Below are 15,728 nucleotides of genomic sequence, written 5' to 3' on the forward strand. Positions count from 1 at the left end.
AAAAAACATCGACCTCAACAATCTGGTGCTGACAGATGATCCAGAGCTGCAGAACGCAGTATTTCTTGCCGCGTTCAATTCGGGAGTTGGCTCAATTTTCGACAGCCTCTACCGCGACGACGCGATCTCGAATCTCACCGGCACTCCCCGGACTGGTTCTGATAGGACAGCGGGGATAACCGAACTACTATCCACGAATCCCCAACTCAGCTCAAAAGTAAAATATTCGCACACTACGGGCGACACGTCTCTGATCGTTGTGGAATTCGAGTTAAGTCTCACAGACGAGAATGGCCAAGTGACGCAACACAATGGAATCTGTACAGATGTTCTCGTGCGCGAAAGTGATGGCACCTGGTCGATGGCGATCGACAGGCCAATTATTCTGGATTCACATCCTATAGATTGAAGATGCCAAGAAACGGGTCGACCTCCTCGCACGAGCGTCGACCCGTTTCAGCTGCGAGATAGAGGGGCTTTGACGTAGGCTCCTCTCCCAAATTCTTCATCCCGCGTCGGCGGTTCTTCACGGCCTACGTCAAGTGCGCACAGAAATAGGGCACCCCTCTGTATTTCATTCCGTGGAGACGTCTTCTTCGTCCGAGCCGCTCAATATACGATCCAACAGATCACCAAACTGTATCAACCTGTCAGCAAGGCGGCTCCATCTCCCTTTCGTAGGAGTACACACAGACCACGAAGCGCTTCGCCTACCTGTGCGATTGCGGAATCGCTCAGGTTGATCGACGGCTCGGCCCTCAGCGTATGCGGGTTGCTGGCAGTGGGGAATATCCGAACTCCGTATTCCCGCAGCAGATACCCTGCGAATACATAGCCAATGATGCCCTGCGCCGCATTCTGGGAAAGAATCGGGTCAGCGGAATTCGATAGATCTTTGAGCTCGAAGCCCAGCATGAGGCCCAGACCGCGAACATCGGACACCACGTCGGGATACTGAGCACGCACCGATTCAAATTCAGCCCGCAGCGCAGCACCGCGCTCCTCGGCCTGTGCGTAGGCACCCCCGCCGTTAGCCTCGAGCATTCTGACTACAGACAAACCAAGATTGACAGAAAAGGCGTCCTTTGCGAACGTGGAGCTATGGAGTAGCTCGAACTGTCCATTGTATCGGGAAGAACGGATCATTGCTACCGATGACTTCGCGATGCCGCCACCTATACCCTTGGCGAGAAGTATGTAGTCTCCAATTAAGCCGATATGCGCTGCTGCGAAAAATTTACCGGTACGACCCATACCGCTTTGAATCTCGTCCACAATCACGGGAAACCCACCTGCATCTGCCGCGCTGCGAATCTCGTCCGCGAAATCTGGATCAAGAACTTTGATTCCACCCTCGCCTTGTATTGGCTCCACAAAGAAGCCCGCGATTCGCGGAACTGCCATTCCCGTCAGCCGAAGTGCGCCGTCAATTATTTCAGGCAATATAACCTCCATCCGCTCAGCGGCCAAGGCTGCCTGGACGGCTCCTGGTTTGATTGCGATAAATCTTGCCTGCGTAGCTAACCTGCTGAACGGCGTCCGATAGCCTGGGTTGTGAGTCATCTGCACACTACCCGCTAGTTTGCCGTGAAATCCACCTTCTAGCGCGAGAAACACCGGGCCCCGGGATAGCGAGACTTCGTTCGCGCGTTGTACAGTCCGAGCAACCTGATCGAATCCTGCGGAATTCGGCAATCCTAAGCGATCGTAGACATCCGATCCGATGAATGGCGCGAGATTCTCCGCCGCCCTCCAGGCCTCGACCACGTGAGCCTGCAGATCGCTGATACGGGTTCCGCGATCGAGCTCGGCATGCTTCATGGCAATTTCGACTGCCTCCGCACCACTATTCCCGAATAGTGCCGTATACGGTTCTTCGACTTTCAATTCTCGTTGTATCACTGAATTCAGCTCGATCGCGAGACTGTTGGCATAGGGATGGAAAGAAAATTGAGCATGAATGGGGACCTGGTCTGCCAGCAACTGACGCGCCTTTTCCACCAGCGCTGGATGATTATGCCCGAAAACTAGACACCCATAGCCGCCGACCAGATCAAGTACAGGTACTTCGATACCATTGTCAGTCCGATAGAATAGTATATCGCCGACGCCACGAACGTACTCGACATCCAGGCCAACGCTCGCCAGCATGCCGCGCATGTGTGGCTCGGATAGATCAACCTCAGTATTGGAAGCAGTCATGTTTCTTCTCCATCCCTGTTGTCGTTCTGAAGTGCATGTGTGATTAGCTTCGCCGAAGGGGTTGTCCACGACATAGCGCCACAGGTCGTCTTCGCCCTTCCGCAGCACATCGAGGCCGAGTCCGGAATGGTGTTCGCCGGCCAATTTGCCGTCTCCGGGAATGTCGATCGTCCAGTCCACGACTAGTAGCGCTGTATCTCCAGTGACGTGTGACTCGCGAATTGTCGCCTGCATAACCGGCTTTCGCTCAAGGTGCGCGCGGACGACCGCCTCATGCTCGATACCGCGGACTGGCTTCCCAGGCTCCCACACCGAGATGGCATCGTCAGAATACAGGCTCAGCACGCCGTCGATATCGCCGGCGTTACTGCCATTTACGTAGGTCTCGGTCATGGCCAACGGGTCGGCGACAGGCCCAATCGGACGGTCCGCTGTGATTTTCTCTGATTTCATCATCTACTTTTCCGTTCGTCGTGCGATGCGGTGGCCCGCTCCGCTGCGGTCAACGTAACCGCGGATCAACTGACGGCGTTCACTGCTTGGTAATGGAAACGTCAAAAGTGAAAGCGGAGATGCAGAAACCTCTGAGTGACCACCTGACCGGTATGAATCAGATGTCCACCGATCACGTTCCAGCCGCCGCGAGAAAGCAGTCGAATGCTATGACGGATAACCGAGCTCGCACTAGCTCGACCCTGCAATCGGAACCGGTTGCCGTCATCGGTGTCGCATGCAGGTTTCCGAGTGCGCCGAATCCAACTGCGTTCTGGACACTTTTGCGCGATGGGGTGGACGCAGTCGGGAAAGTCCCCGCCGACCGATGGATCAGCATCTCCGGCTTGACGGACCGATCGGGTTCTCTTGCACACGGCGCGTTCCTGGATTCGGTCGCAGATTTCGACGCTGCATTCTTCGGTGTGTCTCCGCGAGAAGCCTCCGCGATCGACCCTCAACAGCGGCTGACATTGGAGCTCGTCTGGGAGGCTCTGGAGGACTCGAAGATTGTGCCGGCCGATCTCGTCGGGACAACGGCTGCGGTTTACGTCGGAGCGATGCGGGACGACTATGCAGAACTGGTTCACGCGACTGGCGAGTCGGTGATCGGCCAGCACAGTAACGCAGGTCTGCACCGAGGTGTTATTGCGAACCGCGTGTCGTATGTGTTCGGCCTGCGTGGAGCGAGCGTGGTGGTCGATACTGCTCAATCTTCTTCGCTCGTAGCGGTTCACATGGCATCAGAAGCTGTGGCCACCGGACAAGCACCACTGGCAATTGTGGCCGGATTCAATCTCAACATTCTCGCCGAGAGTGCGCTCGCTGCAGAACGTTTCGGAGGCCTTTCCCCCGACGGTCGCTGCCGCACCTTCGACGCACGCGCGAATGGATTCGTCCGCGGAGAGGGAGGCGCAGCAATTGTGCTCAAGCCGCTCTCGACTGCCCTAGCCGACGGCGACGACATATACGCGGTAATCAGAGGTAGCGCTGTGAACAACGATGGTGCTACTGAGGCGCTGACGGTTCCGAGCCGAACCGCACAAGAAACAGTCATCCGAGCGGCACACGAGCGTGCAGGAGTTCGCCCCGATGAAGTTCAGTACGTGGAGCTGCATGGCACCGGAACACCGGTGGGCGATCCCATAGAGGCAGCAGCACTCAGCTCAGCCGTTGCCTCCGCGCGCACGACACCGCTCGCCGTCGGATCAGTGAAAACCAACATCGGTCATTTGGAGGCTGCCGCGGGCATGGCAGGCCTGCTCAAGGTTGTCCTGGCGATTCGCCATCGGGCAATCCCCGGCACGCTGCATTTCGAGACCGCTAACCCGAAAATTCCGTTGTCCGACCTCAATCTGAGAGTACAAACCGGGTACACCGGCTGGCCGGCCGCCGACGCGTCGCTGGTAGCTGGAGTCAGCTCCTTCGGGATGGGTGGAACCAACTGTCACATTGTTGTCTCCGAGCCCCCCACCGACTCACCTCGAGACCACCCTGACGCCGTCGAACGCCGCTCGGACCTGGTGGCGATTCCGATCTCGGCCCGCTCCTCTTCAGCCCTACGTGACCAAGCAGCTGCTCTCCTCGGCTACACAAGGAGCATCGCGGATCTGGGCTATGCGGCCGCAGTAACACGTACGCATTTCGAACAGCGGGCGGTGATCGTGGCTGCGGAGCGGTCCACTGTCGATGATGGACTATCTGCACTGGTCAATGGAATTCCGCACCCTGCTGTTGTAGTCGACACGGTCCAGGATGCCGGAGTCGGTGTGCTCTTCACCGGTCAAGGTGCACAGCGAGTACGCATGGGAGCTGACCTGGCAGCGCATCATCCTGTATTCGCCGAAGTGTTTCATCGGTTGATCGGAAAGTTCGATGGTTTAGCTGAGGTGATAGCTACAGGCAGGGACCTGGATCGAACAGAGTTCACCCAGCCTGCGCTGTTTTCTTTCGAGGTTGCCGCCTATGCACTCGTACTGTCCTGGGGCGTAAGCCCGGAAGTACTGATCGGGCATTCGGTCGGAGAAGTCGCCGCTGCTCACGTTGCCGGCGTCTTGTCGGAAGTCGATGCCTGTGCACTGGTTTCCGCACGGGGAAAGTTGATGGGCATGCTGCCGGAAGGCGGTGCCATGGTTGCAGTGGAGGCAGCTGAAGAGGCGGTGGCCGACACCCTCAAAGACGGCGTCGTAATCGCTGCTGTCAACGGGAGGCACTCGCTCGTGCTTTCAGGACCGGTAGATCCGATTCTGACAGCTGCTGAAACGATGCGCCGTCGTGGCACGCGGGTAAGACGTCTTGGCGTAAGTCATGCCTTTCACTCTCCACTCATGGATCCCATGTTGGCCGAGTTCGGTTTGGTTGTAGCTAGTTTGACGTTGAATCCACCGCGTATACCGATTGCATCAACAGTCACCGGCCAGCTCGTGACCACCGAAATGACCACCCCCGAGTACTGGGTTCGACAGGTGCGTGAGCCGGTCCGATTTCTCGATGCTGTGGCTGGGCTGACCGTTTCGACCCTGCTGGAAATAGGTCCCGATGCCGCCCTGACGAGCATGGTCCCTGACTGCGTGATGGAGGGCACCGATACCCGCGCCATAGCCCTTCAACGATCCGACCGGCCAGAGCACGATTCCGCGGTGATGGCTCTCGCCCGATTGCACTCGCGTGGTGCCGACATCGACTGGGCTACGTTCTATCGAGGCGCTGATCCAAAACCGATAGCCCTGCCGACTTACAGTTTTCAGCGAGAGCGCCATTGGATCGACCATGTCGCATCGACGCACCCGACTAAAGCGACTCGAGGAAGTCGGCAAGACTCACAGAGCGGTACTCCGACCGCACACACCGCCAGCGCTCAGGCAGTCACCGCCGCTCTGGTACGCGCACACGTCGCAGCGGTCCTGGGCATCACCGACCCGGAAGCCGTTCCAGCTCACACTCCGCTCCGTGACCTTGGCTTCAGTTCTTTGATGCTGACCGAGTTGCGAGATGCCCTAGCCGGCGTCGTAGGTCAGGAACTGCCTGCGACAATTCTCTTCGACTACCCGACCACAGCGGCGTTGGCCGAGCACCTTGTCAGTACGGGAAAACCGAACGACGTCGACCAGAACGACGGCGACAAATGCCGGCGTCCGACGGAAACCGACTCGATAGCCATCGTTGGTATGGCCTGCAGGTACCCAGGCGATGTCTCCACACCGGAGGACCTTTGGAATCTGGTCTTCAACAGGATCGACGCAGTTGGTCCGTTCCCAACGGACCGGGGCTGGTCGGCCGACCTGTACGACCCAGACCCTGACGCCTCCGGAAAAAGCAGCGTCAGAGAAGGCGGATTTCTCACAGGTGTAGCCGACTTCGATCCGGCGTTCTTCGGCATCTCGCCACGCGAGGCGCTGTCAATGGACCCCCAGCAAAGGCTGTTGCTGGAAACCGCGTGGGAGGCCATCGAACGATCCGGTGTCGAACCAGGTGCTCTAAAAGGTGCTCGTACCGGTGTGTTCATTGGCGGCACCAGTAGCGACTACGGATCCCGTATGCACGAGGCACAGCCCGAGACCGAGGGCCACATCCTGACGGGACTCGCGCCCAGCTTGCTCTCTGGCCGTATCGCGTATCAATTCGGCCTATCGGGTCCTGCGCTGACCGTCGATACCGCGTGCTCCTCATCGTTGGTTGCTCTGCACTTGGCCGTGCAATCTCTCCGTTCCGGCGAGGTCGATACAGCACTCGCTGGTGGTGCCGCGGTCATGGCAGCACCCGGCATGTTCCTGGAATTCTCGCGTCAACACGGTCTCTCTGCGGATGCGCGCTGCAAATCTTTCGCAGACGGTGCGGATGGCACCGTGTGGGCCGAGGGCGCAGGAATCTTGGCTTTGATGCGCGAGTCCGATGCGCGCCGCGACGGACGACCGATCCTGGCCGTGATACGCGGCTCAGCCATCAACAATGACGGTGCCTCGAACGGTCTCACAGCTCCCAGTGGCGCTGCTCAGCAAAGAGTAATCCGTCGTGCGCTGGCGGACGCGGGGCTCAATTCTGATGACGTAGATGTGGTCGAAGCACACGGCACCGGCACTCCACTCGGCGATCCGATCGAAGCCGAAGCGTTGGCCGCCGTCTATGGGCAGGGACGCGCAACTCCCCTGTTACTAGGCTCGCTCAAGTCCAATACCGGCCATACCCAGGCTGCCGCGGGAGTGGGCGGGGTAATCAAAATGGTCGAGTCGATGAGGCGAGGCATCGTGCCGGCAACGCTTCATGCCGACAATCCAAGTTCTCGGGTGAATTGGTCGTCGGGAGCGGTCGAGTTGGTGACAGTCAATCGCCCATGGCCGGAAACCGGCCGCGTACGTCGAGCGGGTGTCTCGTCGTTCGGCATCAGTGGAACGAACGCCCATCTCATCCTGGAGCAGGCCACCCCGTTCGCCATCGCTGCCGAGCCCGATTCGTATCCAGCTCCATGGGTTCTGAGCGCGAACTCACCTGCATCCCTCGAAGCTATGGCGGGCGTGCTGGGCGACGCCATCTCCGATATCGATGGAGGGGCAGTTGCAGCAGCATTGGCGGCGCGGCCACGCTTCGAGTATCGGGCCGCAATTGTCGGTCGTACACCGGAGGAACGGCAGGCCGGTCTGGCCGAACTGGCCGAAGGGCACGAGTCCGCGGCTGTCGTTCGTGGGTCAGCAACCACAGCAGCACGAACTGCCTTCATTTTTACTGGACAGGGCTCGCAGCGTGTGGGCATGGGTTTGGAGCTGGCAAAAGCCTTCCCTGTATTCGCACAGGCCTATGGTGACGCTATCGCCGCGCTGGATGTGCAGCTAGATCGACCTTTGTGGGACGTCATCGCAGAGGGTCCGGACGAAACTCTGGAGCGGACCGAATACGCGCAACCCGCATTGTTTGCATTCGAGGTAGCCCAAGCCCGACTGCTGGAGGCCCATGGCCTGGACCCGGATCTCGTCGCCGGTCATTCCGTCGGCGAATATGCCGCTGCACATGTAGCTGGTTTGTTGGATCTCGAAGACGCTGCGCAGCTGGTCGTCACTCGTGGTCGGTTGATGCAGTCGGCGCAGACCGGCGGAGCGATGATTGCGATCGCCGCGGCCGAACACGAGGTATTGCCGACGCTCGCAGAGTTCGATGGTCGCGTGACGATCGCAGCCGTCAACGGCCCGAGCTCTGTGGTGGTCGCGGGTGACGCGAAAGCGGTCCGCGCGTTGGCTGAGCAGTGGTCAGCTAGAGGTCGACGCATCCATCCATTGCGAGTGAGTCACGCCTTTCACTCACCGCATATGGACAGCGCACTCGACGAGTTTCGTGCGGCCGCGACAAATGTACGGTTTCTCGAGCCGACGGTGCCGATGGTTTCCACGGTCACCGGAGCGCTCGCCGATGCGGTTACTCTGTCCACGCCGAACTATTGGTCAGATCAAATTCGGGCGGGCGTTCGCTTCCATGACGCCCTTCTTGCTCTGTCCCATGCTGGAGCCACGGTCTTCGTAGAGGTAGGACCGGATGCTGTGCTCACCGCACTCGCTTCTGCGGCACTCCCCGGTGATGCCACAGTTTTCGCGACCGCACGCAGAGGACATTCCGAACCGGAGACCGTCATGCGCGCTGTTGCAGGTGCGTATTCCCGAGGTGCATCGTTTGCACTACCGTCCCGCGAACCGGTCAGCTTGCCGACCTACCCATTCCAACGAGACCGATTCTGGCTGTCCAGTCGCCGTCGAGACATCGCCGAGCGTGGTGTTGGCCCGATGGCACATCCGCTGCTGAACAATCCAGTCGACCTCGCCGAGGGCAACAGCGTGGTGTTCTCCTCGGTCTTGTCGATCGACGAACAACCGTGGTTGGCAGACCACACCATTGCCGGCACCCTGCTTGTCCCCGGCACCGCACTGCTCGAGCTTGCGGCTGGCGCCGGCCGGTACGTTGGTTCGTCCTCCATAGAGGAGCTCACGTTGGAGAGACCTCTTCCAATGAGTACCGGCGCGGACGTTCATGTGCAGGTCACTGTGTCCGACGAGCACGTCGTCACCATCCACTCCCGCCAGGGAGACACGTGGGTCCGCCACGCCTCCGGAACTCTGGGCGAGGAGCCTGCAACGGGCCAGCCGCTGACCGACTGGCCGCCACCCGGCGATCCGCAAGCCGTCGACGACATCTATGACAAACTAGCTGACCTCGGCTACCAGTACGGGCCCTCTTTTCGCGGCTTGACAGCACTCTGGCGCGATGGCAACGACACATATGCTGAAGTTCACCTCCCGAAACCACTGAGCAGCAAGTCCTTCGGCGCACATCCCGCACTCCTCGACGCCGTACTACACCCACTCGTTCTTACCGCCGCCGACCAGCACGGTGAGGTCAAACTGCCATTCTCGTGGGCGGGCGTACGCATCATCCGCCCGGAAGTGTCGGCATACCGGGTAAAAATCAGCCTCACAGGCAAGGACATCGCCACCGTAGTCATCACCGACACTATGGGTGCGCCAGTCGGGACAGTCGAGTCGCTGTCGTTGCGTCCTGTGGAGAGGTCCACTCTGGACGGGCTGGTAGACAGTCTGTTTCAGCTGTCTTGGGTCGCAATTCCCAAACCGACACCTTCCGGCATTCCAGTTAGTCTTCTCGACGCCGAAGGGAAGACGCCCTTCGCTGCAGCCACTTCAGTCTTGGCGAGGGCGACAGAGTGGATGAAAGCAGATCATTCCCCAGAGGAACGACTCATTGTCCGAACTCGAGGGGCCGCTGCGGACAACACCGCTGTCGATTTGGCAGGTGCTGCTGTGTGGGGCCTGGTCCGCTCGTTACAAAGCGAGCACCCGGACCGATTCATCCTCCTTGACAGTGACGGCGAGGACGACGTTGCCGAGATCGTCGCAACCGGTGAGTCGCAACTGGTTTCGAGAAGTGGGGCGCTACACGTTCCTCGACTCACCAAGGCAACGCCTACCGTGATCTCCCCCGACCTGAGCAAGGGGACAGTTCTGATCACGGGCGGAACAGGCGGGCTGGGCGCACTACTGGCACGACATGTGGTCGCCGAACATGGTGCGACCGACTTGGTACTCGTCAGCCGGCGGGGCCCAGAAGCTCCGGGAGCGCTCGAACTCATCGCAGAGCTGACTGCGCTCGGAGCAACCGCCCGCGCGGTTGCTGTCGATGTCACCGATCGCGAATCCCTCGCCGGTCTGATCGATGAGATCCCTCATCTTTCGGCTGTCGTACACACTGCGGGCGTTCTCGCTGACGGTGCCGCTACTTCACTGACCGATCAGCAGTTCGCCGATGTCCTCGGACCGAAAGCGGACGCCGCACTCCTGCTTCACGAGTTGACCCTCGATCGCCATCTGGTCGCGTTCATTCTCTACTCGTCGGTCTCCGGACTGGTCGGAACCGCTGGACAGGCCAACTACGCAGCCGCGAATACAGTTCTCGACTCCCTGGCTGCACACCGCCGAGCTGCCGGACTACCCGGAACATCCTTGGCCTGGGGTCTGTGGGACGGTAACGCAGGCATGGGCTCTGCGCTGACCAGCTCGGACATGGCCCGCTGGACACGATCTGGCTTCGCTCCGTTAGAGACCGAGCACGGGCTCGCACTATTCGACTCATCGCTGCGCACTGATGCCGCAGTTATCGCGCCAATTCACTGGTCGCCCTCGACCATCGACAGCATCGACATTCCAACCGTCCTGAGTGGACTGGCTCGGCCCGCCCGCCGCAATACCGGCCGGCCGGCCGGCTCTGCATGGGTGACCAGTACTGCGATGCTCCCGGAGTCTGCTCGGGTCGAGGCGGCCCACCGACTGGTGAGAGAACTGACCGCAACCGCGCTCGGACACGACACCGCAGCGACGGTGGACTTGACCGCTGCCTTCAAAGATCAAGGATTCGACTCACTTGCGGCTGTGGATCTGCGCAATCGACTGACCTCAGCGACCGGGCTACGCCTGAACGCTACGGCAGTCTTCGACTATCCTTCGCCACGAAAGCTCGCTGACCATCTCCTTTCTTTACTGGTGGTCAACGCGCCGAACGAACCTACATCGATTCCGAACTCCCACTCGATCAATGACCCCATTGCCATAGTCGGCATGGCATGCCGCTATCCAGGCGGGGTCGACTCACCAGAATCTTTGTGGCAGCTTGTTTCTGACGGTATCGACGCAACTTCGGAATTTCCGACCAACCGTGGTTGGGACGTCGACGGGCTCTACGATCCCGACCCCGACCATATCGGGACCAGCTATACAAGACACGGCGGATTCCTTCACGACGCAGACTTGTTCGACGCCGATTTCTTCGGCCTTTCTCCGCGTGAGGCTACCGCCACCGATCCGCAACAGCGATTGCTACTGGAAACCGCATGGGAAACGTTCGAGAACGCGGGAATTGACCCAAATGCGTTGCAAGGAAGTAGAACTGGCGTTTACACCGGGGTGATGTACGACGACTACGCCTCCCGCCTGAACGCTGCACCAGCCGAATACGAGGGCTTTCTACTCGCCGGCAATACCTCCAGCGTGATTTCAGGTCGTCTTGCCTACAACTATGGGTTGGAGGGACCGGCGATCACCGTCGACACCGCGTGCTCGTCGTCATTGGTTGCCTTGCATCTCGCTGCACAGGCTTTGCGCAATGGGGAATGCGACCTGGCTTTGGCCGGTGGCGTGACCGTAATGTCCGGTCCCAACACCTTCGTCGAGTTCTCACGCCAGCGTGGTCTCTCGCCTGACGGAAAGTGCAAGTCTTTCTCCGAATCCGCGGACGGTACAGGATGGTCGGAGGGCGTCGGACTACTACTGGTCGAACGTCTATCGGATGCAATTGCCCGCGGTCATCGAGTCCACGGCATTGTCCGAGGCTCGGCGGTCAATTCCGATGGCGCATCCAACGGTTTGACGGCCCCCAACGGACCGTCGCAAGAGCGGGTCATCCGTGATGCTCTGGCAGCGGCAGGGCTCCGCACCGGAGACGTCGACGCCGTCGAAGCACACGGCACCGGCACCCGACTCGGAGATCCGATCGAAGCGCAGGCCATCATGGCAACCTACGGAGCCGACCGCGACGCGAATCATCCTCTTCTGCTCGGTTCCCTGAAGTCGAACATCGGTCATTCACAAGCAGCTGCGGGAGTCGGCGGCGTAATCAAGATGTTGATGGCAATGCGGCACGGTGTACTACCTCGCACGCTACATGTCGATTCTCCCTCGTCACAGGTGGACTGGGACGCAGGGGCAGTCGAGCTTCTGACCACTGCGCGCGAATGGACCGCAGACCGACCGCTTCGCGCCGGCGTGTCATCGTTCGGTATCAGCGGCACGAATGCACATGTGATTCTTGAGGCACCAGAGCAAGAGATACGACACGAGAATGCGGCTCGTCCACGCAGTCGAGAACTCCTCCCGTGGGTCCTGTCGGCCCGCGACGCCGATGGTCTGGCAGACCAAGCAGTCAAACTGCGGGCTTACGTCGCCGATCGTCCTGAGCTGAACGTTGCTGATATCGGCTTCTCGTTGGCAACTACGCGTGCCAAGCTCGAACACACAGCCCTTGTCCTCGCCGCGGATCGAGAGCAATTCATCAACGGTCTCGAACACATAGCCGCTGGCGAATCTTCGCCCTCGGTTTTCACTGGCAGGCGAGCAGGTTTGGGAAAAATTGCGTTCCTATTCACCGGCCAGGGTGCACAACGAGTCGGGATGGGTCGCGAACTATACGAGAAATCAACGGTGTTCGCCGATGCTCTGGATGAGGTACTGAACCATCTGGATCATCGTCTGGGGACCTCTCTGCTGGCGATCCTCTTCGCTGCTGAGGGTGATTCGGACTCCAAGATGCTCGACCAGACGCTCTTTACTCAAGCGGCTACCTTCGCTCTGGAAGTTGCACTGTACCGATTCGTAGGACATCACGGTGTGCAACCAGATGTGGTCATAGGCCATTCGGTTGGCGAGATCGCCGCCGCACACGCAGCCGGGATCCTCGACCTCGCCGACGCATGCACACTCATCGTAGCCCGTGGCAGAGCAATGCAGACCGCGCGTAATGACGGCGCGATGATGTCTCTGGAAGCGAGCGAGGCCGAGACCGTTACGGAATTGAAGAAGGTGGTGGGTGTTGACGTCGCCGCGTTCAATACCCCGACTTCCACCGTGGTCTCGGGGGACGAGCATTCGGTGGAAGCAGTCGGTAAACACTTTCGGGAACAGGGAAGACGAACCACATCCCTGAGGGTCAGCCACGCCTTCCACTCCACTCACATGGATGGAATCCTCGAATCGTTCCGAGCCGACATAGCCGACATCACTTTTCGTGAACAAACAATCCCGGTTGTATCCAACGTAACGGGTCGCATAGCCGAATCGGGACTGTTGCAGAGCGCGAACTACTGGGTCGAACATGTGCGTAGTCCGGTCCGATTCGTTGATGGCGTGCAAACTTTGGAGACCGAAGGGGTCACCGAATTCGTCGAGTTGGGTCCTGATGCCGTACTAACAGGGTTGGTCCACGGAACCACTACCCGCAACGCACATTCGGCAGTCTCGCTGCTGCGAGCAAACAGATCAGAGACAGCCACTGCCCTCTCTGCCCTAGCGGCGCTCAACACCCGTGGCGTGCATGTCGATTGGTCGGCCGCGCTACCCCAGGCAAATTCGATATCGTTGCCCACCTACGCATTTCGGTCCAAACGTTATTGGCTTCCCGAAGCTGCGAGCATCCGGAACACGGGACGCGCGCGCGACAGTACTGACAATCACCCGCTACTCGACACGATCGTGCAGCTCGAGGGAGGCTCGATCGTGTTGATCAGCAATCTCTCGCTGCAACGAGTTCCATGGCTCGCCGACCATCGAATTCAGGGCAGCACCATGCTTCCCGGGGCGTTGCTCATCGAGTTGGTGCTACGCGCCGGGGAAGACCTCGGACTACCCAGTATCGGCGACCTGACGATCGGCGCTCCAGTCCTGCTTTCAGCCGATGAATCGGTCGAAGTGCACGTCACGGCTTCGCCCGACAACGGCGAGGTGACAGTTCGGTCCCGCGATGAAGACGGTGCGTGGACCCTTCATGCCGAGGGCACGCTTGTCCCAACTTTGGATGCAATCCCACTACTCGTGCAAGCGGATCAAAAACTCGAGTTCGACTACGATGCATTGACCGAATACGGCTACGACTACGGCCCCGCGTTTCGCGGTTTACGTGAACTGCACCGAGGCGAACAAGACCTACTGGCCGAAGTGGAGCTGTCCGGGCCCCTGCGTGCGGAAGCTGCCGCTTTCGGGGTGCACCCGGCATTGTTGGATGCGGTGTTGCATCCGCTGCTATTCCTCGACGACAGGCCGTCGGTTCTACCGTTTTCATTCTCCGGCATCACACTCCACGTCGCAGGGGTCGAGGCGGTCAAGGCACATATCTCCGTCGCCGTCAGTGGCGATGGTTCTCTATCGGCTGCCGTCTCCCTCCTCGGCCCGAGTGATGTGCTGGTCGCATCGATCGAAGCACTACTGCTCCGCCCGATGCTCGCAGTATCAGCTCCCTCGCGCGGACTACATCGACTGACGTGGCGCGAACTCCCACATGCGCCCCACTCACCGCAGCTGCCTCCTGTCGTCGTGAACCCTCCCACGTTATCGAGCGTTGTGGGCTCGCCTGCATACGTGGCTTTGACGATCGCCGACGATGCGCGTTCGTCAGTCCACAGCGTTCTTGCTTCAGTACGAAACTGGCTGTCCGAGAGCAGGTTCGATGAATCAACTCTGGCAATAGTCACCCAAGGCGCACAGGTGGAGTCGGCGGACCCGGCTGGAGCTGCGGTATGGGGTTTGATGCGCTCCGCCATGACCGAGAATCCCAATCGATTCGTATTGGTCGATCTCGAGCGTGCGAGCGACACCGCTGCGCTCCAAACAGCGCTGGCTTCCGGTGAACCGGAGGTCGCAGTCCGCGGGGACAGAGTGTTGGTCCCCAGACTGGCCACAGTCGTACCAGAATCGGTCGACCCGGATTGGCACAGTGGTCCAGTTCTGGTTACGGGTGCTACAGGTGCCCTTGGCGCTGTGATTTCTCGACATTTGGTCACTAGGCACGGTGTCGAAGAGCTGATCTTGCTCTCCCGCCGGGGTCTCTCAGCTCCCGGGGCCGCAGACTTGGTAGACGAGCTGACCAATCACGGTGCCGTGGTAACCGTGTTGGCATGCGACGCATCCGATCGTAACGCTCTGGCCACAGCATTGGACGGACGTACAATAGGTTCGATCGTGCACACCGCAGGAGTGCTGGCCGACGGTCTCATCACGACGTTGACCGAGGACCAAGTCGACAAAGTCCTTGCTCCAAAGATTGCTGCCGCCTGGAACTTGCACGAACTGACGCTGGACCGAAAACTGTCTGCTTTCGTGCTCTATTCTTCGGTTGCAGGTCTGCTGGGCACGTCCGGCCAGGGAAATTACGCTGCGGGGAACTCGTTCCTCGACGCTCTGGCCGTCCATCGACGGGGTCTGGGTTTACCCGGATCGTCGTTGGCTTGGGGTCTTTGGGCGGATGGCTCTGGAATGGCCGGCGACCTGACAGATGCCGACCTTCGTCGATTAGCGCGGGCCGGACTACCGCCGCTGTCGACCGAAGAGGCGTTGTCTCTGTTCGACCTCGCTGTCGGTGGTCAAAATGCGGTTGTGTCGGTAACAAGACTCGACCTGGCCACCCTGCGCTCCCAGGATGGACCGAGGCCAGCGGTACTGAGAGACCTTGTCCCAGAACGAGTCGTGCGGGCCCACGCGTCGACACTCGCTGTGGCGGGCGTATCCAAGAACATGCACAGCGCGCTGATCGAGCTGTCCGACACCGACCGCGCGACGGCTCTCCACGATCTGGTCGTTGCGGAGACGGCCAATGTGCTCGGTACGGAGATCCCGACGAGGTTGCACCCGACCGTGGCTTCTCCGAGCTTGGATTCGACTCGTTGACTTCGGTGGAGCTGCGAAACCGGTTGGGCACTGCCACCGGTCTACGACTTCCTTCGA

At 59.8% G+C, this 15,728-nt stretch carries 3 protein-coding genes and 1 pseudogene; 3 read left to right on the forward strand and 1 reads right to left on the reverse strand.

The genetic code is table 11. From position 1 onward, the window contains the following. Positions 1-409 (forward strand): nuclear transport factor 2 family protein (locus RHBS_RS01130; protein WP_236745321.1); only part of this gene is annotated, 409 nt, incomplete at its 5' end. A 233-nt stretch (positions 410-642) separates the two neighbouring features. Here the strand turns inward: RHBS_RS01130 and RHBS_RS01135 are convergent. Next, entirely contained in the window at positions 643-2,658 is a 2,016-nt protein-coding gene (locus tag RHBS_RS01135) for an aminotransferase class III-fold pyridoxal phosphate-dependent enzyme (protein WP_128644635.1), read from the reverse strand. Positions 2,659-2,864: 206 nt separating this feature from the next. On the opposite strand from RHBS_RS01135, the gene RHBS_RS01140 reads away from it, so the two are divergent. Together RHBS_RS01140 and RHBS_RS32015 are read left to right on the forward strand one after the other, a co-directional pair. Then, positions 2,865-15,671: a type I polyketide synthase gene (locus RHBS_RS01140; RefSeq protein WP_236745322.1), complete on the forward strand. Its 12,807-nt coding sequence runs from the start codon at positions 2,865-2,867 to the stop codon at positions 15,669-15,671. Continuing rightward, positions 15,668-15,715 (forward strand): annotated as a pseudogene (locus RHBS_RS32015) (hypothetical protein); the annotation flags it as partial. The gene RHBS_RS01140 and the pseudogene RHBS_RS32015, both read left to right, overlap by 4 nt. Between the last annotated feature and the right edge of the window lie 13 nt (positions 15,716-15,728).

Source organism: Rhodococcus sp. BS-15 (genome assembly GCF_000813105.1).
Classification (GTDB): Bacteria; Actinomycetota; Actinomycetes; order Mycobacteriales; family Mycobacteriaceae; genus Rhodococcoides.

Excerpts from the sequence above, each read along its gene's own strand:
- RHBS_RS01135 (WP_128644635.1), bottom strand. The coding sequence starts at position 2,658 with ATGATGAAATCAGAGAAAATCACAGCGGACCGTCCGATTGGGCCTGTC.
- RHBS_RS01140 (WP_236745322.1), top strand. The coding sequence starts at position 2,865 with ATGACGGATAACCGAGCTCGCACTAGCTCGACCCTGCAATCGGAACCG.